Below are 22,005 nucleotides of genomic sequence, written 5' to 3' on the forward strand. Positions count from 1 at the left end.
AAAAGCTTCACCGAACCTCCCGGAGTCCGGTGGAGTGAGGAAAGCCGGATGGGGGAGGCGCGTAAACGTAGCGTGGTGGCACACTTCGAGAATCGAAAAGATTTTCGAGCGAAACCGCGGAACGTTGATCGACGGTGGCGTCGCCAGCAATTGGCTTCACGACGGCTCCTTTTTATAACTCTGCCAACAATTTTTTCGCGATACGGCCTACCCGAGCTGTTGATTGAACATGCGATAGGAAAAGAGGGGGTGGTGTGACGTGGGTCACACCCTCCACCAGGCGAGGAACGAACTCCACAAGCCGCCCTTTTCCCGCTTGGTGTTCTGTTGTCCGCGATCGACGGATGTAACAGGCTGTTGCTGTTGAGACGGGCGTTTATCTGCCCGTACCGGAGTGAAACGGGCGGGCAGCGCGGTCAGGGCGCGGTGGAATGGGCCGGGGCGCCAGGTCAGGCTTTCGCTGGGCACCGCCAGCTCGATGTCGGGCAGCTGGTTGAGCAGGTTCTCGATGGCCGACACCGTGATGAGCTGCGCCGGGTCCTTCGCCGGGCAGGCGTGCGGACCGGCGCTCCAGGACAGGTGGGCACGCTTGCTCTGCTGCTCGCGGGAGGCGGTGACCGCCGGATCCGAGTTGGCCGCGGCATAGCTGACCAGGACGAGATCGCCCGCCCTCAGTGTGGTTCCGCCGAATTCAACGTCGGATACCGGGTAATGCGGCGAGTAATTCGCCATGGGCGGACTGTTCCACAGCACATCGTCGATGGCGTCCTCGACCAGCAGCCCGCTGCCCGAATACCGGTCGTCGGAGAGCAGCAGGTGGAGGCAATTGGCGATGAGATTGCGCAGCGGTTCGGCGCCGGATCCCAGCAGCAATACCAGCTGATGCGCCATTTCCTCGTCGGTCAGCTGTGCGGGGTGCTGCATAAGCCAGGACGTGACATCGTTCCCGGGGTTGGACCGTTTCAGTGCAACCAGCTCGCCGACGCTCTGGTTCAGTACCTCGTTCGCCTTTTCGGCGTTGGTGCCGTCGAAAATTCCGGATATCCCGAAGATGACCCGGTCGCCGATTTCCGCGGGGCAGCCGAACAGCTCGCTGAACACGAAGAGCGGCAGCAGCTTGGCGTAGTCGTTCAGCAGGTCGACCGAACCGCGCGAGCCGAACTGCTCGATGAGGTAGCGGGAGATCCCGTCGACGTGCCGGCTCAGCTGGTGGGTGTCCACCTTGGCCAGGCTGTCGGTGACCGCCTGACGCAGCCGCATGTGATCGGCCCCGTCGGTGAACATGCAGTTCGGGCGGTACCCGAGCAGGGGCAGCACCGGACTGCTGGGGCTGATCTTGCCGTCGTTCAGGTCGCGCCAGCGGCGCGCGTCCTTGCGGAACGTGTCCGAGTTCTGCAGCAGCTGGAGCGCGGCCTGGTAATCCGTGACGAGGGTGGCCTCGACGCCGGGAGCCAATTCCACCGGGGCGGTGGCCCCGTAACGGCGCATCCAGTCGTAGTAGGCGTCCGGGTTCGCCTGGAACTCGGACCCGTGCAGCGGTACCCGCCCATGTGCAGGGCAACCCGGCGGCGGAACCGGGAAGTCCGATTGTGTGTCCATAGTCGTGCTCCTAGCGGGTACGTTCCTGCAGGTAGCGGACAAGTGCCATCAGTGCATTGGCCGATGACTTCTCGTCACGTGCGTCACAGGTGACGATGGGGGTATCGGGCAACAGGTCGAGCGCCTCGCGCAGTTCCTCGTCGGGGCGCGTCGGAGTGCCGTCGAAGTGGTTGACGGATATCGCGTAGGGAAGTCCGTACTGTTCGACCAGGTCGATCACCGGGAAGGATTCCTTGAGGCGTTCCGGATCGACCAGGATCAGCGCCCCGAGCGCACCCCGCGTCATGTCCTCCCACACCTGGACGAAGCGTTCCTGCCCGGGTGTGCCGAAGAGATAGAGGACGAGGCGTTCGCTGAGCGTGAGGCGGCCGAAGTCCATGGCCACGGTGGTCGTGGTCTTGCCCCGGGTGCCCATCAGATCGTCGACGTGCGCACCGGCCTGCGTCATCCGTTCCTCGGTGCGCAGCGGAGGGATTTCGGACATGGTGCCGATGAACGTCGTCTTTCCGACCGCGAAGTGCCCCACGACCAGGATCTTGGCCGCGATCTGCACCGCGTCGTCCAGATAGACGTCCTCATCCGAAGCGGGCCTGGAGACCATCCAGTACCTCCTGAAGGAGTGAAACGTCGACGAGCTGGGCGGGAGGCGCGGGGGCGCGCGTGACCAGATAGCCGTCCGACGACAGGTCGGACAGCAGAACCTTGACGATGCCGATCGGCAGCCCCATGTGGCCCGCGATCTCGGCAACCGACAGATAGCCCCCTGAACACAGGTCCAGCAGGCTGCGCTTCTCCGGGTCGAGCGTCGGGGAACGTCTCTGTTCGGAAGCGGTGACCAAGGTGATCAGGTTGAACTGGTCGGTGTCCGGGCGCCCGCGGCCGTTGGTGATGACGTACGGTCGCACTAATCCAGCGGTCTCGGGCTCCTGCTCCTCGGGGGCAGTCATGCCTGAACGCCCGATTCGCGAGGCGGCGTGGTCAGCGCCTTGCCGAGCTGACCGACGAGCTGCTGCATGCGGAAGGTGATGTCGGCCATGTCGACATCGGGCGCGGAGGAGACCGCCAGATACGCGCCCTCCCCGGCCGAGATGAGGAAGACCCAGCCGCCGTCGAACTCCACCAGAGTCTGACGCCAGTTCATGTGGGGACCGCCGCAGAAGCCGGCCATGGTGCGGCTCAGCGACTGGATGCCGCTCATCGCGGCGGCGACGGTGTCGGCCTCGTCCTTCCTGACCTCTTGAGATCGGGCCATCAGCAGACCGTCCGCGGACACCAGGATCGCGTGACGTGCCCCGGGTACCTCCAGGGCGCTGTCAAGCATCCATGACAGGTCGTTGTTCACTGAGGATCATGCCCTTCCCTGTTCGGGTTTGCGGAGCGACCGGACTGGGTGCCGCGCTGGAAGGCGCCCATGATCGAGGCGGTTTCCTCGCTCGTCCGGGCTGGGGCGTTGGATGTGTCCGATTCGGGCACGATCGAAATGGAGCCCTTGCGGCGACGTTTGGGAAGTCCGCCCGCGGTGGAATCACTCTCTTCGGGGGCGGGCGTCTCGGACCTACGGGGGGCGGGCTGTTCTGCCGGCTCGGGCATGTTGGTCAGGAGGTCCTCGGGAAGAAGCACTACCGCACGCACACCACCGTAGGGAGAGGCCGAATCGACGGAGACGGTGAAGCCGTAGCGGGAGGCGAGCACGCCGATCACCGCGAAGCCGAACTGCGGCGGATTGCCCAGGCCCGTGACACCCGCCGCGCGCGTGGCGGAGAGCAACTCGTCGGCCCGGTTCTTCTCCTCCTCGTTCATACCGACGCCGGCGTCGTCGATGATGATGCAGACGCCCTTGGGGACGGTGCGGATGGTGATGTCGATCGGGGAATCGGGGGCGGAGTAGCTGGTCGCGTTGTCCAGCAGCTCGGCAAGGGCGAGCGCGACCGGTTCGACGGCCCGGCTGACCAGGGCGAAGTTGCTCTGGGAGCGGATCTCGACGCGCGTGTAGTGGCGGATGCGGCCCTTGGCGCTGCGCACCACGTCATAGACGGAGGCGACGGCCCGCTGACGGCCCAGCCAGCCGTCACACAGAACGGCGATCGACTGCGCACGGCGGCCGAACTGCGAGTTCATGTGGTCGATCTCCAGCAGATCCTGGAGAATGTGGTGCTCGCCGTAGCGGTCCTGGAGCTTCGAGATCGCCAGCTGCTGCTCGTTGGCCAGACCCTGAAGCGTCCGCATGGCGGACTTCAGCGCGCTCTTGGTGGCTTCTTCGGCGCGTACCTGAGCGTCCTGCACCATCGCCGCGTAGTTGTTTTCGAGTTCGGCGGCGCGGTTTCCGAGTTCCGCCTTCTCAGCGCTGAGCTTAGCTCTCGCTTTTCGACCGCGAACAATGGCGGTCACGGCGAGAGGCGTGCCGGCGATCAGGGCCCAGATTGCGGGATCCTGTATGAAATGCGTCATAAGACTCTCTTTGAACGACTAGACCGCCAGGGACTGAAGGGTTGCTGCGCAATAAGGAATCCGGGGGTTATGGAGAGGCGGCGGTAAGTCAGCGCCCGCACGGCGCCCAGGGGGACGGGATACACCGCACTCGTCCGGCCGCGGGCAGCGCACGGGCGTGGGTGCCATATGCCCAACTGGCGGCATAGTGCTCCTCAGAGTGGTAACCCTCTCGGCTGATTTACCGGATCGCCGTGTGTCTTACGGGCCCTTGGCTCGCCTGGCAAGCGCGGTGATCGTATCACCAGGGCCAGGTGGCCAGGTGCATGTGCCGGAGGCCCATTCAATCACCTGACACCGTTTCAGCCATCCTCGTATTCTGCCGCATTGGTCGATGTCAGCGCATGTGCCGCAGGTCTGGGCCGCCCTCGTCGCGGGCCGCTCCGGGTGACGGTCCCAGCCGTCAGATATCGGGCATTCGCCGCGTGCTGTGAGCGCATTGTGGAGGGTGTGTGGAGATGGTCGTCGAATTGCTTCGACATTAATTGACTTTACTTGCGCGTTATGGATTTACTTCCGATAAGTGGCGTATCGGAATCCATGGACAGCGGCCGGTATCGTCGGGGCGTGCCAGAACAGCCCTGCCCTGCCCCCGCTCCCACCCTCTTCACCTGGGAGTTCGCCACTGATCCCTACCCCGCGTACGCGTGGCTACGCGAGCATGAGCCGGTGCGTCGGACCACGCTCCCCAGCGGGGTCGAGGCCTGGCTGGTGACCCGCTATGCCGATGCCCGGCAGGCCCTGGCCGACGCCCGGCTGTCGAAGAACCCCCAGCGGCACAGTGAATCCGCTCACGCCCGGGGCAAAGTGGGCATCCCGGGCGAGCAGCGCGCGGATCTGATGACACATCTGCTCAATATCGATCCCCCGGACCACACCCGGCTCCGGCGGCTGGTGTCCAAGGCGTTCACCCCGCGCCGCGTCGCCGCGTTCGCCCCGCGGGTGCGCGAGCTGACCGACGACCTCATCGACGCCTTCGCGGCCCGGGGAGAGGCGGACCTCATCCATGAGTTCGCCTTCCCTCTCCCCATCTATGCGATCTGCGATCTGCTCGGCGTCCCGCGGGAGGACCAGGACGACTTCCGGGACTGGGCCGGAACGATGATCCGGCACGGCGGCGGCCCGCGCGGCGGGGTGGCCCGCGCGGTGAAGCGGATCCGCGCGTATCTGGCCGAGTTGATCCACCGCAAGCGCGCCGCGCTCGGCGACGACCTGATCTCCGACCTGATCCGGGCCGGCGACCACGGGGACCACCTCACCGAGAACGAGGCCGCGGCGATGGCCTTCATCCTCCTGTTCGCCGGTTTTGAAACTACCGTCAATTTGATCGGTAATGGCCTCTATGCCCTGCTTCGCAACCCCGAGCAGCGTGCCCGGCTGCACCGCGCACTGGAAGAAGGGGACGAGGGGCTGCTCGCCACCGGGGTCGAGGAACTGCTGCGCTACGACGGCCCGGTGGAGATGGCCACCTGGCGGTTCGCCACCGAGCCGGTCACCCTCGGCGGCCGGCACATTGCCGAGGGGGAACCGGTGCTGGTGGTGCTCGCCGCCGCCGACCGCGACCCCGAGCGCTTCACCGACCCCGATGTCCTCGATCTCGGCCGCACCGACAACCAGCACCTCGGCTACGGTCACGGCATCCACTACTGTCTGGGCGCCCCGCTGGCCCGCCTGGAGGCACAGACCGCGCTCGCCACCCTGCTGCGCCGGCTGCCCGACCTCCGACTGGCAGTGGAGCCGGACGCCTTGCGCTGGCGCGGCGGGCTCATCATGCGTGGACTGCGCACCCTCCCGGTGACCTGGGGAGAGTGACATCCGATCAGGCGTGTGACCGTGGCGTGACCTCCAATACACCGGCTTGTGATGATCCTGTGGCCTCGCTATGTTCAACCGACAAACGAGCCCCACACGAGAGGCGATTCGCATGCTTTCCGGGAACGGACGTCACCGCCGCCCCCGCCAGGCTCCGGCCATCGTCGTCGCGGCGGGGGTGACCGGCGCGAGCATCGCCATCCCGCTCCTGGGGGCGACCGGCGCCCAGGCCGCCCCCGCGTCCACGTGGGACCGGGTCGCCGAGTGCGAGAGCGCCGGGATGTGGAGCGCCAACGAGGGCAACGGCTTCTACGGCGGTCTTCAGCTGACCCTCGACATGTGGAAGAAGTACGGCGGCACCGGCTACGCCCCGCGCCCCGATCTCGCCAGCCGCTCCCAGCAGATAGCCGTCGCCGAATCGATCCTCGGCGACCGCGGCCCGGACGCCTGGCCCAGCTGTGCGCTGAACGCCGGGCTGACCGCCGACGGCGACAGCCCGGACGTGAACCCGGGCAGTACGGCACGCCCCTCCCAGCAGGCCCCGCAGCCCGGCGACTCGGACCGGGACTCCGGCGGGGTGGAGCGGAACCATGTCTCCAAGGCGCCCGCCGCGCCGGACGACGACGCGCCCTCGCCGTCCCCTTCTTCTTCCGGCGCGTCCGACCCCTCGTCGTCCCCTTCCTCCGGTGGGGAGACCTCCGAAGAACCCTCCGAGACTCCCTCTGAAACCCCGTCCGAGACCCCCTCCGCGGGTGCCTCGGACCCGGCTGACTCCGGTGAGCACCGGGGCGAGTCGGACCAAGACGCGCGGCCGAGCGACCGCGCCTCGCGCGGCGGGGCCGATCGTGTCGAAAACCCCACGGATGGCGGCTACACGGTGCGTCGGGGTGACAACCTTTCAGCAATCGCCGAAAAGCAGGAATTGGGCGGCGACTGGCGTCGGCTCTACGCGTCCAACGAGAAGCTGATCGGAGCCGATCCGGATCTCATCATCCCTGGTCAGCGGCTTGACCTCACCATCAGGGGCCAGTAGTTCGGGGGGATTTGCCCGATCTGGCGCCGGTGAGACATACCTCTCGTCACATTTTCCCGCCCGTCCCTCGTGTCCGGTCTCTCCATACCCGGCCCCACCTGCACCAATGTGGGCCGAGTGAGATCGATAACGTACCTCTTCGCTGCGATAAGGGTGTTTGAACGTTTCCCTGAGGTGTGTTTAACGTCTTTCCGCTCGCCACCAAGCGAGCACCGTCGACCGTCACGCCGAGTCCTGCCGGCGGTCGTCCGGTACCGACGCGCCAGCGCCGAAGGCAGGAGCGGGGGACCCAAGGTAAGTGCCGCGAGGCCAGCGGAATCGGCCGAACGGCTAGGGGTGAAGCAGGGTGCGGACCCCGCACCCGGCCGGGCAACTCACGCCCGAACCCGACAGCTCACCTCGTAGGCGTCGGTGAGGAAACGAACGAACATGTCCAACGCTCAGGGCAAGCACCGTCGTCCGTCCAAGGCCACTCGTATCGCAGCGTTCGCCGGTCTCGCCGGTGCCGCCGTGGCCGCCCCGCTCATCGGGGCTACGTCCGCCTCTGCCGCCACCACGTCCCAGTGGGACCAGGTCGCGCAGTGCGAGTCCGGCGGCAACTGGTCGGTCAACACCGGCAACGGGTACTACGGCGGCCTGCAGTTCTCCTCCTCCACCTGGGCCGCCTACGGCGGTACCGCCTACGCTCCCACCGCTGACAGGGCCGGTAAGGCCCAGCAGATCCAGGTGGCCGAGAAGGTCCTCTCCAGCCAGGGCAAGGGCGCCTGGCCGGTCTGCGGCAAGGGTCTGACCGCCGGCGGCGCCCCGTCCGCCCCCGCGCAGTCCACCCCGTCGCAGAGCCAGTCCGACTCCTCGCAGTCGGCCCCGGCCGCCAAGCAGAAGGCCGCGCCCCGCAGCGCGCCCGAGCACGCCGCGCGCGGCGAGGCCCGTGGTCCGGTCAAGAAGGGCGACGGCGAGTACAAGGTCAAGTCCGGTGACACCCTTGGCAAGATCGCCAAGACCGAGGACGTCAAGGGAGGCTGGAAGAAGCTCTACGACCTCAACAAGAACGTCATCCAGAAGGCCGACCTGATCTTCCCCGGCCAGCAGCTCCACCTGAGCTGAGCCGCCCCACCCTCTTGACGAGCCCCGGCCGGGTGTGCCGCCCCCCACGGTGCACCCCGCCGGGGCTTCGGTGCGGTTAGGCTCATGCTGCTACCGCAGACACATACGAAGGAGATCCTCGTGCCGTCCATCGACGTCGTCGTAGCTCGCGAGATCCTCGACTCGCGAGGGAACCCCACGGTCGAGGTCGAGGTCGGCCTCGACGACGGCAGCACCGGCCGTGCCGCCGTCCCGTCCGGCGCCTCCACCGGCGCCTTCGAGGCCCTCGAACTCCGTGACGGCGACAAGAACCGCTATGGCGGCAAGGGCGTGGAGAAGGCCGTCCTCGCCGTCATCGAGCAGATCGGCCCCGAGCTGGTCGGATATGACGCCACCGAGCAGCGCCTGATCGACCAGGCGATGTTCGACCTGGATGCCACTCCGGACAAGTCCTCGCTCGGCGCCAACGCCATCCTGGGCGTCTCCCTCGCCGTGGCGCACGCCGCCTCCGAGGCGTCCGACCTGCCCCTTTTCCGATACCTCGGTGGCCCGAACGCGCACCTGCTGCCGGTCCCGATGATGAACATCCTCAACGGCGGCTCGCACGCCGACTCCAATGTGGACATCCAGGAGTTCATGATCGCGCCGGTCGGTGCGGAGTCCTTCTCCGAGGCGCTGCGCTGGGGTGCGGAGGTCTACCACACCCTGAAGGGCGTCCTGAAGGAGCGGGGCCTGTCCACCGGTCTCGGCGACGAGGGCGGCTTCGCGCCGAACCTCGACTCCAACCGGGACGCCCTGGACCTGATCGTCGAGGCCATCAAGAAGGCCGGCTACCAGCCCGGCCAGGACATCGCGCTCGCGCTCGATGTCGCCGCCTCCGAGTTCCACAAGGACGGCGTCTACCAGTTCGAGGGCAAGGACCGCACCGCGTCCGAGATGACCGCGTACTACGCCGAGCTGGTCGAGGCGTACCCGCTGGTCTCCATCGAGGACCCGCTGAACGAGGAGGACTGGGACGGCTGGAAGACGATCACCGAGCAGCTCGGTGACAAGGTCCAGCTGGTCGGCGACGACCTGTTCGTCACCAACCCCGAGCGGCTGGCCCGCGGCATCGAGAACGACACCGCGAACGCCCTGCTGGTCAAGGTCAACCAGATCGGCTCGCTGACCGAGACCCTCGACGCCGTCGAGCTGGCCCAGCGCAGCGGCTTCAAGTGCATGATGTCGCACCGCTCCGGTGAGACCGAGGACGTCACCATCGCCGACCTGGCCGTCGCCACCAACTGCGGCCAGATCAAGACCGGCGCCCCGGCCCGCTCCGAGCGGGTGGCCAAGTACAACCAGCTGCTGCGCATCGAGGAGATCCTGGACGACGCCGCGGTGTACGCGGGCCGCTCCGCGTTCCCGCGCTTCAAGGGCTGACCCTTCTCCAGCGTCAAAAGCGGACACGTCTGACGCATGTCCCCGGCCGCGGTCCCGTACCGTGGCCGGGGACGGCCGCTACTCCAGCGGGCACTGCTCAAGCGAAGTCATCACCGGGGAGGCGACGTGCCGGCGGATCGGTTCTCCACCGCGACCAGGCTCAAGGCGCTCGGCGAACACGCCGCCGCCCGGGTCTACCGTGCCCGGATCAAGCGCCGTCGCAGCCGGCTCACCGGCCGGGCCGCCCTCCTCGCACTGGTCGTCTGCTCACTGGTGGTCGCGCTGGCCTATCCCATGCGGCAGTACATCTCCCAGCGCTCGGAGATCGCCGACCAGCGCCGCCAGGCCCAGCGCGAGCGCGCCGAGGTGGCCAAGCTGCGCGAGCAGAAGGCCCGGCTGCGCGACCCCGCGTACATCGAGCGGCAGGCCCGCGAGCATCTGCACTATCTGATGCCGGGCGAGACCGGCTTCAGCATGGTGGACCCCGACGCCAGGGCCGAGCACTCCACCGACCAGGGCGCGGCCGACCGCCCCTGGTACACCAACCTCTGGGACACCGTGGACGCGGCGGACGCGCCGAAGGCGGCCGCCGAGCGCCGCTGACGCGCCGCGCCGGCCCGTCACGGTCGCACCCGGTCCGACACCGAGCGAAGAGAACTTTTCCCCTCATGGACACGCCCCCTCCGCAGACGGAGCCCACCGCGCCCACCGACGCGGACATCGCCGCCGTCAAGGAGCAGCTGAACCGCGTACCGCGGGGCCTGCGCGCCGTCGCGCACCGCTGCCCCTGCGGCAACCCCGATGTCGTCGAGACCGCGCCGCGCCTCGAGGACGGGACACCGTTCCCCACCCTCTACTACCTGACCTGCCCGCGCGCCGCGTCCGCGATCGGGACGCTGGAGGCGGAGGGCGTGATGAAGGAGATGACGGCCCGGCTGGGCAGCGACCCCGAGCTGGCCGCCGCCTACCGCGCCGCCCACGAGGACTACATCGCGCGCCGCGACGCCATCGAGGAGCTGAAGGGCTTCCCCAGCGCGGGCGGCATGCCGGACCGGGTGAAGTGCCTGCACGTCCTGGTCGGCCACTCCCTCGCGGCCGGGCCCGGGGTCAATCCGCTGGGCGACGAGGCGATCGCGCTGCTGCCGGAGTGGTGGCGCAAGGGCCCGTGCGTGAGCCCGTGCGCAGCCGCCGAGACGGAGCGGGAGGAGACCGCATGACGCGCGTCGCGGCCGTGGACTGCGGCACCAACTCGATCCGGCTGCTGGTCGCCGACGCCGACCCGGCCACGGGCGAGCTGACCGAGCTGGACCGCCGGATGAAGATCGTCCGGCTGGGCCAGGGCGTGGACCGCACCGGTCGGCTGGCCCCCGAGGCGCTGGAGCGCACCTTCGCCGCGTGCCGGGAGTACGCGGAGGTCATACGCGAGCTGGGCGCCGAGCGCGTCCGCTTCGCCGCCACCTCGGCCTCGCGGGACGCCGAGAACCGCGAGGAGTTCGTGCGCGGCGTCGTGGACATCCTGGGTGTCGAGCCCGAGGTGATCACCGGTGATCAGGAGGCGGAGTTCTCCTTCACCGGCGCGACGAAGGAGCTGACCGGCCACGAGCATCTGAGCGGACCGTTCCTGGTGGTGGACATCGGCGGCGGCTCGACCGAGTTCGTCAGCGGCGACGACGGGGTGCGCGCGGCCCGCAGCGTCGACATCGGCTGTGTGCGGCTGACCGAGCGTCATCTGGTGGTCAACAATCAAGTCTCCGATCCGCCAACGCCCGGTCAGATAGACGCCATGAAGGCGGATATCGGCCGGGCGCTGGACCTGGCCGGGGAGACGGTGCCGCTCCCCGGGGTCTGCCGCCCCGGGGACGGCGGGCACACCCTGGTCGGACTGGCCGGTTCGGTCACCACCGTCGCGGCCATCGCGCTGGGTCTGGCGGAGTACGACTCGGCCGCGATCCACCACGCCAGGATTCCGGCCGACCGGGTCGGTGAGATCACCAGCAAGCTGCTGACCTCGACGCATGCCGAACGGGCGACGATCGGGGCGATGCATCCGGGCCGGGTCGACGTGATCGGCGCGGGTGCCCTCGTGCTGCTTTCGATCATGGAACGGACCGGTGCCGAGGAGGTCGTGGTGAGCGAACACGACATCCTCGACGGCATCGCCTGGAGCATCGCCTGAGCGGACCCGTTACCGTATGAGCGGCTGCGGAGGGCCGAATCGGGGGCCTGCCGCAAAAGCCCGCCACAAGAGTTCGTGAAATCCTTCACATGAAAAAATTGCCTGGTGGCCGCCTCCCGGGGGTCACCGGCGGTGCTTTTGGTGACGGTGTTCAACAAGTGGCCGGATGATGGGCCGGCCCACCCGGTGCGACGGACCGCGCGGGAACCATGTGGTCTACTCACGCGTTCAACGACTATCGCTGCTCAGAGCGCTGGGAACGCCTTGATCCGCTTCTCGGTTCCCCGCTGGAGCTATGGCGTCGATCACGGGGGCGGCGGAGTGTAGCAGATACCCCCACATTGCTTGTGAAGGGGCTCACGAGGTCCCCCTCGGGGGGTGCTGGATACTCGAATCATGAGCACCACGGAGCGTCCCAGGATCCTCGTTGTAGGCGGTGGGTACGTAGGCCTGTACGCGGCGCGCCGCATCCTCAAGAAGATGCGGTACGGCGAGGCGACTGTCACGGTCGTCGACCCCCGCTCGTACATGACGTACCAGCCCTTCCTCCCCGAAGCTGCGGCCGGCAGCATCTCTCCGCGCCACGTCGTGGTTCCGCTGCGGCGTGTGCTCCCCAAGGCGGAGGTCCTCACCGGCCGGGTGTCCAACATCGACCAGGACCGCAAGGTCGCCGTCGTCCAGCCGCTCGTCGGCGAGTCGTACGAGCTGCCCTTCGACTACCTCGTCATCGCGATGGGCGCGGTCTCCCGCACCTTCCCGATTCCCGGCCTGGCCGAGAACGGCATCGGGATGAAGGGCATAGAAGAGGCCATCGGCCTGCGCAACCACGTTCTCGAGCAGCTCGACAAGGCCGACTCCACCACGGACGAGGACATCCGCCGCAAGGCCCTCACCTTCGTCTTCGTCGGCGGTGGCTTCGCGGGTGCGGAGACCATCGGCGAGGTCGAGGACATGGCCCGCGACGCCGCCAAGTACTACCCGAACGTGAAGCGCGAGGACATGCGCTTCGTGCTCGTCGACGCGGCCGACAAGATCCTCCCCGAGGTCGGCCCGAAGCTCGGCCAGTGGGGCCTGGAGCACCTGCAGAACCGCGGTGTCGAGATCTACCTCAACACCTCGATGAACTCCTGCGTCGACGGCCACGTGGTGCTCAAGAACGGCCTCGAGGTCGACTCCAACACCATCGTGTGGACCGCGGGCGTCAAGCCCAACCCGGCGCTCGCCCGGTTCGGCCTCCCGCTCGGCCCGCGCGGCCACGTGGACACCGGCGCCAACCTCCAGGTGAAGGGCACCGACTACATCTGGGCCGCGGGCGACAACGCCCAGGTGCCGGACCTCGCCTCCGGCGAGGGCGCCTGGTGCCCGCCGAACGCCCAGCACGCGCTGCGCCAGGCCAAGGTCCTCGGCGACAACGTGATCTCGGGCATGCGGGGCTTCCCGCAGGGCGAGTACAAGCACGCCAACAAGGGCGCCGTCGCGGGTCTCGGCCTCCACAAGGGCGTCGCGATGATCGTCATGGGCAAGATGAAGATCAAGCTCAAGGGCCGGCTGGCCTGGTACATGCACCGTGGCTACCACGGCTTGGCGATGCCGACCTTCAACCGCAAGATCCGGGTCATCGCCGACTGGACGCTGGGCATGTTCCTCAAGCGCGAGGTCGTCTCGCTCGGCGCCATGGAGAACCCCCGCGAGGAGTTCTACGAGGCCGCCGCCCCGGTCTCCGCGGCCGCCGCCGCGAAGAAGCCCGCCGCCGACGTCACCTCGGAGAAGGCCAAGGCGTCCTGACCCGGGCCCCGATACCGGGACAGATCCGACTGTCTGCACATCTGAACATCGGACATACGCCGAGGGCGTCCGCCATCCGTGGGGCGGACGCCCTTCGCGTGCGCCCTTTTACCGTTTCCAGACGTGTCGGCGGGACTGTACGGGCGGTTCCATGGTGTTTACGTGGTGAGTAAATCTTCCCTGACTCGCCATCATGGAGGTGTGCCGACATGACCGACGCCGCCGCGCGACTCGCCGCCCTGGCCGAGAGGGTGCTGGGAGCCCCGCTCCCCCTTCGCATCCGGGCCTGGGACAGCAGCGAGACCGGTCCGCCCGGCGCCCCCGTCCTCGTACTCCGGCGCCGCCGGGCGCTGCGCCGGATGCTGTGGAAGCCGGGTGAACTCGGACTGGCCCGGGCCTGGGTCGCGGGCGATCTCGACATCGAGGGCGATCTCTACGAGGCCCTGGAACAGCTGGCCGGACTGCTGTGGGAGCGGGACGAGCCCGCATCCCGGCGCTCGAACCGCCTCGCCACGGCCCTGAAGGCCCTGCGGTCCCTGGGCGACCCGAAGACCCGCACCACCGTCCGCGATCTGCTCGCCCTCGCCGGCCCCGGACTGCCGCCCGCCCCGCCGCGCGAGGAGGCCGGGGCGACCCGCGGCCCGCTGCACACGCTGCGCCGCGACAAACAGGCCATCAGCCACCACTACGACGTCGGCAACGAGTTCTACGAGCTGGTGCTCGGCCCCTCGATGGTCTACTCGTGCGCGTACTGGGAGAGAGCCGACACCACGCTGGAAGAGGCCCAGCGGGCCAAACTCGACCTGGTCTGCCGCAAGCTCGCGCTGGAACCCGGTCAGCGGCTGCTGGACGTGGGGTGCGGCTGGGGCTCGATGGTGCTGCACGCGGCGCGCGAGTACGGGGTGCGCGCGGTCGGCATCACGCTCTCCGAGGAGCAGGCGGCGTACGCCCGCAAGCGCATCGCGGACGCCGGGCTCACCGAGAAGGTCGAGATCCGGGTGCAGGACTACCGCGAGATCGACGACGATCCGTACGACGCGATCTCCTCGATCGGCATGGCCGAGCACGTGGGTTCCGTGCGGTACGCGGAGTACACCGGCATCCTGCACCGGCTGCTGGTCCCCGGCGGGCGGCTGCTGAACCACCAGATCGGCCGCCGCCCCGAGCCGGACGAGGAGGCGTACCACGTGGACGAGTTCATCGACCGCTACGTCTTCCCCGACGGCGAACTGGCCCCCGTCGGCCGGACCGTGACCCAGCTGGAGGAGGCCGGCTTCGAGGTGCGCGACGTGGAGGCCATCCGCGAGCACTACGGGCTCACCCTGCGCCGCTGGGTCGGCAACCTGGAGCGGTCCTGGCCGCAGGCCGTCCGGCTGACCTCCCCGGGCCGGGCCCGGGTCTGGCGGCTCTACATGGCGGCCTGCGCCCTGTCGTTCGAACGCAACCGGATCGGCGTCAACCAGATCCTCGCCGTCCGTACGCCGGAGAGCGGCGCCTCCGGGCTGCCGCTGCGGACCCGCGACTGGCGGGGCTGACGGCGCTGGACAACGCCGGGACAAACGCGGAACGGGCTTGACGCGCGGGAAGCGCGTCAAGCCCGTTCGGCTACGTCCAGGGCGCTACTCGGCCTTGATGGACTCCAGCATGTTGAGCTTGGCCGCCCGGCGCGCGGGCCACAGGGCCGCCAGCACGCCCACGAACGCGGCCATCGCCAGGAACAGGCCCATCCGGCCCCACGGCAGCACCAGTTCGTAGGTCGTCAGACCGGTGGAGATCAGCTCACCGGCCGCCCAGCCGAAGAAGACGCCGAGGCCGATCCCGAGCACCCCGCCGAAGAGCGAGATGACCAGCGACTCCAGCCGCACCATCCGCTTGATGCCGCGCCGGTCCAGGCCGATGGCACGCAGCATGCCGATCTCCTGCGACCGTTCGAAGACCGACATGGCCAGGGTGTTGATGACCCCGAGCACCGCGACGATCACGGCCATGGCCAGCAGGCCGTAGAGCATGTTCAGCATCAGGGTGAAGAACTTGGCGATGCTGTCGGAGATGTCCTTCTTGTTCTGGATCTGGAGGGCCGGGTTGTCGCCGAGCGCCTTCGTCAGCTTGTCCTTGTTGGCCTCGGTCGCGCCGCCCTTGGTCTTCAGCATCACCTGGAAGTCGGTGACGGTGGCCATGTGCGGGGTGATGGTGGCGGCGTCGACCATGACGCCGCGGATCATCTGGTTGCCCTCGTACACACCGCCGACGGTCAGCTTGCCGCTGCGGCCGTCCTGGTACGTCACCGGGATCGCCGAGCCGACCTTCCAGTGGTTGCTGTCGGCGGTCTTGCCGTCGACGACGACCTTCTGGCCGCCGAAGCCGGAGAACGAGCCGTGGCGGAAGTCCACGCCGACCAGCTCGGTGATGGCCTTGGGGTTGACGCCGGTCAGGGAGTCGGTCTCGCCGCCGATCTTGGCCGGGGCCTGGCGCAGCGGGCTGACCGCGGTGACCTCGGGCTGCTTCTCCAGCTTCTTGGCCACGTCCGGGGACAGCGGCCGCGGCGCCCCGCCGGCGCCGCCCATGCTGACGACGTAGTCGGACTTCAGGCCGTCCGAGGCCATCTGGTCGATGCCCTTCTGGACGCTGCCCGCGATCACCGTCATGCCGGTGATCAGAGTGAGGCCGACCATCAGCGCGGAGGCGGTGGCGGCGGTACGGCGCGGGTTGCGCACCGCGTTCTGCCGGGCGAGCTTGCCGGACATCCCGAAGAGCCGCAGCACCGGCGCGGCCGCCGCGATCAGCGGCCGGGACAGCAGCGGGGTGAGCACGAACACGCCGATCACCAGGACCGCCGCGCCGAACGCCATCGGGCCCTTGCCGTCCATGCCCTGGCCGGAGCCGTACAGCACCAGCGCGACACCGGCCGCGGCGAGCAGCGCGCCGATCGTGTTCCGCACCACCAGGCCGCGGGTCGTCGGCGTGGCGTGCACGCTGCTCATCGCGGCGACCGGCGGGATCTTCGCGGCGCGGCGGCCCGGCAGCCAGGCGGCGAGCACGGTCACCACGACGCCGACGAGCAGCGAGGCCGCCACGGTCGTCGGCTCGATGATCAGCGGGCCGTCGGGGACGGTGGCCCCGGTGGAGCTGAGCAGCGAGCGCAGCCCGGCGCCGATGCCGACACCGGCGGCGAGCCCTACGACGGCCGCGACGGCGCCGACGGCGGTGGCCTCGATCAGCACCGAGCGGGTGACCTGACGGCGGCTCGCGCCGACCGCCCGCATCAGGGCCAGCTCCTTGGTGCGCTGGGCGACCAGCATGGTGAAGGTGTTGGCGATGATGAAGATGCCGACGAAGAGCGCGATCCCGGCGAACACCAGCATGGCGGTCTGCATGCTGCTCATGCCCTGCTTGATCTGCTCGGCCTGGTCGTCGGCGAGCTTCTGGCCGGTGGTGGCCCGGGCGTCCTGCGGCAGGACCTTGTCGACCGCGGACTTCAGCGCGGCCTGCGAGGTCCCGGCGGCGGCCTTCACGTCGATCTCGTCGAACTGGCCGGGCTTGGCGAACAGCTTCTGCGCGGTGGCGTTGTCGTACAGCGCGAGGCTGCCGCCCGCCGCCACATTGCCGTCGTCGGTGGTGAAGACGCCGGAGATCTTCTCGGTGCGCACCGGGCCGTTCACGGACACCCGGATGGAGTCACCGGCCTTGTAGTGGCCCTTCTTGGCTGACTTGGAGTCGAGCGCGATCTCGCCCGCGGCCTTGGGCGCGCGGCCCTCGGTCATCGTGTACCGCGGGTCCTTGCCGTCGGGACCGGGGTAGTAGTTCCCGCCGAGGGTGGAGAAGCCGCCGCCGAGCAGGTCGCCGTTGCGGTCGGCGAGGGCGCTGTAGCCCTTGACGACACCGGTGGCGGAGGCGGCGCCGTCCACCTTGGCCGCCTTGTCGAGCACTTGCTGGCTGAGCCGCGGCGTGGGGCCTGGCATGCCCGAGCCGGAGTCGGACTTGTGCGGGGTGATGGCGACGTCGACGCCGTCGAAGCCCTTTTCGGAACTCTTCTGATAGGCGGCGGAGATGGTGTTGGTGAAGACCAGGGTGCCGGAGACGAAGGCCACGCCGAGCATGACGGCGAGGACGGTCATCAGCAGCCGGGCCTTGTGCGCAAGCACATTGCGCAGGGCGGTACGGAGCATGGAAGTCAGTCCCGGGGAGGAAGGTGAGAGAGGCGGAGGCTTCTTCGCGGTGTGCGGTGACGGACGCGCGCCTCGCGTCAGCTCGTACGGCCCTTGGCGTCGAACCGCTTCATGCGGTCCAGCACCGAGTCGGCGGTCGGATCCAGCAGCTCGTCCACGATCCGGCCGTCGGCGAGGAAGACCACCCGGTCGGCGTAGGCCGCGGCGACCGGGTCGTGGGTCACCATGACGACCGTCTGACCCAGCTCGCGCACCGAGTTGCGCAGGAAGCCGAGTACCTCGGCGCCGGAGCGGGAGTCGAGGTTACCGGTGGGCTCGTCCGCGAATATGATCTCGGGCTTGCCGGCCAGTGCGCGGGCGACGGCGACACGCTGCTGCTGACCGCCGGAGAGCTGGCTCGGGCGGTGCTTGAGCCGCCCGGCCAGACCGACCGTCTCCACGACCTGATCCAGCCACTTCGGGTCGGCCTTACGGCCCGCGATGTCCATCGGCAGGGTGATGTTCTCCAGCGCGTTCAGCGTCGGCAGGAGGTTGAACGCCTGGAAGATGAACCCGATCTTGTCGCGGCGCAGTTGGGTGAGCTTCTTGTCCTTGAGGGCCGTCAGCTCGACGTCGCCGATGCGGGCCGAGCCGCTGGAGACGGAGTCCAGGCCCGCCATGCAGTGCATGAGCGTCGACTTGCCCGAACCCGAGGGGCCCATGATCGCGGTGAACTCGGCCTGCCGGAACTCGACGGACACGGAGTCCAGGGCGACGACCTGGGTCTCGCCCTGTCCGTAGACCTTGGAGAGGTCCGTTGCTCGGGCTGCCGCCGTCGTGGAACGGGCGGCGGTCTCGACGCCGGAGGTGGTGGTGGTCACGGTGCGGAGCTCCTGTCGTGCGGGTGCTGGTCGGCCAGGACGTCCTTCCATCGTCCTTGCCGTAAAGGGGGACGGGATCCGCCGCTCCTCCGGTTTCGGTGCGCGACTCGGGTCGTAGGCGCGTCGGCCGGACTCCTCCTTGGGTAGGAGAGGACCCCCGAACGGGGGCATCGAGATTGCGTCAATCCGCCGTCAAAGGGGTCACAGGGCATATAAGCAGGTCCGGTCGGGCGCCGGCATCGGCGGGTACCCTGACCCACTGCTGATGGGCCCTCAGTTGCCAATAAAATAAGACAACCTCGGTCCGGTGGTTCGCTGTTCGGGTCCATCGGCCCGGATAGGCTCGTCCTGCTCTCCTGCGGGGAGGGAGGTACGTACTTCGTGCCCCCAGGGTGAGCCGCTGCCCGGATGGTGGAATGCAGACACGGCGAGCTTAAACCTCGCTGCCCCTCGCGGGCGTACCGGTTCAAGTCCGGTTCCGGGCACCTCCAGATCTCATGGGCGCACTCTGCGTGCGCAACCGGTCGCCCACCGTACGACCAGGGCCTTTGTCCGGTCCCGCATCGGCTCCCAGGGGGCCTCGCGCCCTGTGCGCACGCGTGAAAAGATCCTCCTTGGGCACTAGGGTGCTTTCTTTGCTTACCCATTACTCTTGAGTCAAGGTCGCGCAGGGCGGCCATGGAGGAGTGAGATGAGGAGTAGCAACCCGGTCTTCTCGCGACGGGGGTTCAGCCGCGGCGGCGGCTACGCCGGCTTCGGCGCGGCCCAGCAGGCCGGGGGCCCCGCCGCAGCCCAGGGCAACCCCTACGCGGGCACCAACCCGTATGCGCAAGCGCAGCAGGCACCGACCAATCCCTATGCGGCCGGTGCCCAGCAGAATCTGACGCCCGAGCAGCTCCAGCAGATGTACGGAGCGCCCCCGGCCGGTCAGCAGACCGGCCGGATGACGATGGACGACGTCGTCATGCGCACCGGCATGACGCTGGGCACCGTCATCGTCGCCGCCGCCGTCGCCTGGATCGCGCACCTTCCGGTCGGTGTGGGCTTCGGTGCCGCGCTGGTCGCGATGGTGCTGGGCTTCGTGCAGGCGTTCAAGCGCAAGGCGTCGCCCGCGCTCATCCTGGGATACGCCCTCTTCGAGGGGCTGTTCCTCGGCGTCATCAGCCAGGTCTACAACGAGCGCTGGTCCGGCGCCCCGATGCAGGCGGTCCTCGGCACGATGGCCGTCTTCGTCGGTGTGCTCGCCGCGTACAAGACCCGGCTCATCCGGGTGAACGCGCGCTTCCAGCGCTTCGTGATCGCGGCGGCCATCGGCTTCCTGCTGCTGATGGCGGTCAACCTGCTGTTCGTCGCCTTCGGCGGCGGTGACGGCCTGGGCTTCCGCAGCGGCCCCCTCGGCATCGTCTTCGGGATCATCGGCGTCGTGCTCGGTGCCGCGTTCCTGGCGATGGACTTCAAGCAGGTCGAGGACGGCGTCCGCTACGGCGCTCCGCGCGAGGAGTCCTGGCTGGCCGCGTTCGGTCTGACGCTGTCGCTGGTGTGGATCTACCTGGAGCTGCTCCGGCTGATCTCCATCTTCAGGGACTAGCGTCCGGGGGCCGACGGCCCCCGGCGGTCCGGACAGTCGAAGGGCCCGTGGAGGCGATCGCCTCCACGGGCCCTTCGCGGTCTTCTGCGGTCTGAGCCGCTCTCATGTCGTGCCCGTCTGTGATACACGCTTCTGCCTCCAGGCAGCGGGCGCAGGGGGCTGCTACAGCAGTTTGCGTGCCGCGCGCCTCAGGTCGTGTTCGTGGATGATCGCTTTGGCGTGCCCATAGGCGAGCTGGTGCTCGCCCCGCAGCCAGCTGACCTTCTCCTCGAAGCGGAAGAAGGCGGGACCTTCGTCTACCGTGCGCAGCCAGTCGGCAATGTCACGGCCGGTGCATTGGGGGATGCGGGAGAGTAGGTTCCGGTGAGTCTCGTCGGAGAAGATCTGGGACATCGGCGCCTCCGGACGCGGTCATTCCGGACCCGGGTTCAAGCACCCGGGTGGGGTCCTTCAGCTCACCGTGCCTGAGTGTTCGGCCGTTGGCAACAGTCCGTGGGTGGCGCATACGCTCTTGGCGTGGATGATGCGACCCCCCTGCTCCGTGCCGTCGACCGTCTCGCCGACCGGCTGCGCACCCTTCCGCAGTCCCGGCTGAGCCAGGGCGCGGCGGCCGAAGGACTGGCCCTGGCGAGGGAGTTGTCGGTGCGGGCCCAGCGTCTGGAGGAGCCCGGGAGCCCGCCGCGGATCATGCCGGATGCGGGGATGTTCATGATCGCCGACCAGGTCGCGGTGGCCGGTCATGATTTGGTGCACGCGCTGGAGCGCGCGCCGGGTGGCGCGGCGGAGAGCGATGAGGACGGGCGCGTGGCCGAGGCGGTCGCGCTCGTCGAGGCGGCGGCCGGGCGCTGCGGGTTCTGAGACCCGCCTACGAGGTGTACGGCGACTACAGCGACGCGATGACGCGGTCGGCGAGGACATACACGTTCTCGTCCCCGCAGCCGAAGGTGAGCGCGTACGCGCCCGAGACGCCCGAGCCGCCGAGCAGTACCGGGGCGGTGCCCTCGCGCAGCGCCTCCGCCAGCCGTTCGGCCGTCTCCCGGTGGCCCGGGGTCATGCAGATCGTGGTGCCGTCGGCGAAGACGTACACGTCGAGCGTGCCGAGCGGGCCGGGGCGTACGTCCGCCAGCGGGGTACGGGCTTCCGCCAGCTCGGTCAGCCGGGCCACGGTCCGGTCGTGGTCGGCGATCGGCGACGAGGGCGTGAAGTCGGGGTGCGAGGGGTGGCGGCGGCGCGCGGCGGCCAGCTCGGGCGACTCGACCGCCTCGGCCTCCTGCTCCGTCTCGCCGCCGATCTCCGCGCCGACCTCGGCGCCCACCTCCAGCTCCATCGGCTCCTCCGGCTCCTGGGCGTCCGGACCCAGCGCGTCCAGGCCGAGCAGGGGCTCCAGACCGGCCAGATCGGCCTGGCGGGGCACGAAGAGCTGCGCGTCGTGCGGAGTGTCGTGCTGCGGTGCGTCCTCGCCGAGCCCGGCCAGCCCGCCGAGCAGCGAGGGGACGTCGGACGTCCCGGCCGAGTCCCGGGCCTCCTGGGCGGCCCAGAACGCCCGTGCCTCGGCCAGCTCGCGCTCCCGCTCCTCGGCGAGCGCGTCGGCGACGGCCGCGCGTATCTCGGCGGCGGGAGTGGCGCGGGCGGCGGGCACCGTGACGGCGTCCTCCCCGGACCGGTCCGCCCGGCCGGCGGCGGCGGCGACCGTGGCGGCCAGCTCGGCGCGCAGCTCGGTGATCTGCCGCCGCACTCCGCGCGCGGTGTGCAGGGCTGCGGCGCCGGTGGCCGTGGCGGCCACCGCGGCCAGCAGGAGGGCAAGGGTCATGGGGCTCACTGACGTAACTCCCGGTTGCTGTCGATCCCCCGAATTCCTACCTCAGCTTGACTCGGTTCGCCTCTCGGCGTCAGTGCATGACGTCACCCGGCGGACCGAAGTCCCTGCCCGGAAGGGGGCCGCCCACCCTAGCTGAGCTGGGGGGACGGGGCTCCCCCAGGACGTTGGTCACATC

20 protein-coding genes, 1 tRNA gene and 1 riboswitch are annotated in these 22,005 nt (G+C 69.0%); of the genes, 12 read left to right on the plus strand and 9 right to left on the minus strand.

All coding sequences use genetic code 11. From position 1 onward, the window contains the following. Positions 1-264: 264 nt before the first annotated feature. From ACH4SI_RS36765 to ACH4SI_RS36785, 5 genes are read right to left on the minus strand one after another with little or no spacing between them, the layout of a single operon-like run. Positions 265-1,599 carry a cytochrome P450 gene (locus ACH4SI_RS36765; RefSeq protein ID WP_398303690.1) on the minus strand — a complete coding sequence of 445 codons (1,335 nt, stop codon included), beginning with the start codon at positions 1,597-1,599 and terminating at the stop codon, positions 265-267. Positions 1,600-1,609: 10 nt separating this feature from the next. Further along, on the minus strand, positions 1,610-2,200 hold the full coding sequence (locus ACH4SI_RS36770) for a GTP-binding protein (protein ID WP_398303692.1): 591 nt from the start codon (positions 2,198-2,200) through the stop codon (positions 1,610-1,612). Then, positions 2,175-2,546, minus strand: a complete 372-nt coding sequence (locus tag ACH4SI_RS36775; protein ID WP_398303694.1) for a DUF742 domain-containing protein — start codon at positions 2,544-2,546, stop codon at positions 2,175-2,177. Before ACH4SI_RS36775 ends, ACH4SI_RS36770 begins: the two co-directional genes overlap by 26 nt. Further along, positions 2,543-2,941, minus strand: a complete 399-nt coding sequence (locus ACH4SI_RS36780; protein WP_055557694.1) for a roadblock/LC7 domain-containing protein — start codon at positions 2,939-2,941, stop codon at positions 2,543-2,545. The genes ACH4SI_RS36775 and ACH4SI_RS36780 overlap by 4 nt, the downstream gene beginning before the upstream one ends. Then, entirely contained in the window at positions 2,938-4,047 is a 1,110-nt protein-coding gene (locus ACH4SI_RS36785; RefSeq protein WP_398303696.1) for an ATP-binding protein, read from the minus strand. The genes ACH4SI_RS36780 and ACH4SI_RS36785 overlap by 4 nt, the downstream gene beginning before the upstream one ends. A 579-nt stretch (positions 4,048-4,626) precedes the next feature. On the opposite strand from ACH4SI_RS36785, the gene ACH4SI_RS36790 reads away from it, so the two are divergent. The 9 genes from ACH4SI_RS36790 to ACH4SI_RS36830 all read left to right on the plus strand — a co-directional run bounded on the left by ACH4SI_RS36790 (position 4,627) and on the right by ACH4SI_RS36830 (position 14,932). After that, positions 4,627-5,898 carry a cytochrome P450 gene (locus ACH4SI_RS36790; RefSeq protein WP_398303698.1) on the plus strand — a complete coding sequence of 424 codons (1,272 nt, stop codon included), beginning with the start codon at positions 4,627-4,629 and terminating at the stop codon, positions 5,896-5,898. A gap of 112 nt (positions 5,899-6,010) precedes the next feature. Then, a complete protein-coding gene (locus ACH4SI_RS36795; protein ID WP_398303700.1) occupies positions 6,011-6,931 on the plus strand; it encodes a transglycosylase family protein in 921 nt (306 codons plus the stop codon). A gap of 256 nt (positions 6,932-7,187) precedes the next feature. Next, a riboswitch (cyclic di-AMP (ydaO/yuaA leader) is annotated at positions 7,188-7,354 on the plus strand. Positions 7,355-7,360: 6 nt separating this feature from the next. Beyond that, a complete protein-coding gene (locus ACH4SI_RS36800; RefSeq protein WP_398303702.1) occupies positions 7,361-8,035 on the plus strand; it encodes a transglycosylase family protein in 675 nt (224 codons plus the stop codon). Between the two features lie 114 nt (positions 8,036-8,149). Next, entirely contained in the window at positions 8,150-9,436 is a 1,287-nt protein-coding gene (gene eno, locus ACH4SI_RS36805) for a phosphopyruvate hydratase (RefSeq protein WP_199831129.1), read from the plus strand. Between the two features lie 126 nt (positions 9,437-9,562). Then, positions 9,563-10,039 carry a septum formation initiator family protein gene (locus tag ACH4SI_RS36810; RefSeq protein WP_398303704.1) on the plus strand — a complete coding sequence of 159 codons (477 nt, stop codon included), beginning with the start codon at positions 9,563-9,565 and terminating at the stop codon, positions 10,037-10,039. A 65-nt stretch (positions 10,040-10,104) separates the two neighbouring features. After that, positions 10,105-10,653, plus strand: a complete 549-nt coding sequence (locus ACH4SI_RS36815) for a DUF501 domain-containing protein (RefSeq protein ID WP_398303706.1) — start codon at positions 10,105-10,107, stop codon at positions 10,651-10,653. Then, a complete protein-coding gene (locus ACH4SI_RS36820; RefSeq protein WP_398303708.1) occupies positions 10,650-11,612 on the plus strand; it encodes an exopolyphosphatase in 963 nt (320 codons plus the stop codon). Before ACH4SI_RS36815 ends, ACH4SI_RS36820 begins: the two co-directional genes overlap by 4 nt. 396 nt (positions 11,613-12,008) lie before the next feature. Beyond that, positions 12,009-13,397: an NAD(P)/FAD-dependent oxidoreductase gene (locus ACH4SI_RS36825; protein WP_398303710.1), complete on the plus strand. Its 1,389-nt coding sequence runs from the start codon at positions 12,009-12,011 to the stop codon at positions 13,395-13,397. Between the two features lie 209 nt (positions 13,398-13,606). Next, a complete protein-coding gene (locus tag ACH4SI_RS36830) occupies positions 13,607-14,932 on the plus strand; it encodes a class I SAM-dependent methyltransferase (RefSeq protein WP_398303712.1) in 1,326 nt (441 codons plus the stop codon). Between the two features lie 84 nt (positions 14,933-15,016). Here ACH4SI_RS36830 and ACH4SI_RS36835 read toward each other — a convergent pair whose 3' ends face one another. After that, the gene (locus ACH4SI_RS36835) at positions 15,017-17,563 is read right to left on the minus strand and encodes an ABC transporter permease (protein ID WP_398303714.1); all 2,547 of its coding nucleotides are present in this window, start codon (positions 17,561-17,563) and stop codon (positions 15,017-15,019) included. 77 nt (positions 17,564-17,640) lie between these two features. After that, a complete protein-coding gene (locus ACH4SI_RS36840; protein WP_398303716.1) occupies positions 17,641-18,423 on the minus strand; it encodes an ABC transporter ATP-binding protein in 783 nt (260 codons plus the stop codon). A 402-nt stretch (positions 18,424-18,825) separates the two neighbouring features. On the opposite strand from ACH4SI_RS36840, the gene ACH4SI_RS36845 reads away from it, so the two are divergent. Further along, positions 18,826-18,908 (plus strand) — tRNA-Leu (locus ACH4SI_RS36845). A 206-nt stretch (positions 18,909-19,114) separates the two neighbouring features. Then, entirely contained in the window at positions 19,115-20,011 is an 897-nt protein-coding gene (locus ACH4SI_RS36850) for a Bax inhibitor-1/YccA family protein (RefSeq protein ID WP_398303718.1), read from the plus strand. Positions 20,012-20,173: 162 nt separating this feature from the next. On the opposite strand, the gene ACH4SI_RS36855 is transcribed toward ACH4SI_RS36850, so the two are convergent. Beyond that, positions 20,174-20,404, minus strand: a complete 231-nt coding sequence (locus tag ACH4SI_RS36855; RefSeq protein WP_385446208.1) for a DUF4287 domain-containing protein — start codon at positions 20,402-20,404, stop codon at positions 20,174-20,176. Between the two features lie 123 nt (positions 20,405-20,527). Here ACH4SI_RS36855 and ACH4SI_RS36860 point away from each other — a divergent pair, with 123 nt between their 5' ends. Continuing rightward, positions 20,528-20,869, plus strand: coding sequence for a hypothetical protein (locus tag ACH4SI_RS36860; protein ID WP_398303721.1), 342 nt, complete (start codon positions 20,528-20,530; stop codon positions 20,867-20,869). 25 nt (positions 20,870-20,894) lie between these two features. On the opposite strand, the gene ACH4SI_RS36865 is transcribed toward ACH4SI_RS36860, so the two are convergent. Continuing rightward, positions 20,895-21,821: a hypothetical protein gene (locus ACH4SI_RS36865; protein WP_398303723.1), complete on the minus strand. Its 927-nt coding sequence runs from the start codon at positions 21,819-21,821 to the stop codon at positions 20,895-20,897. Between the last annotated feature and the right edge of the window lie 184 nt (positions 21,822-22,005).

Source organism: Streptomyces sp. NPDC021212 (assembly GCF_044332925.1).
Classification (GTDB): domain Bacteria; phylum Actinomycetota; class Actinomycetes; order Streptomycetales; family Streptomycetaceae; genus Streptomyces.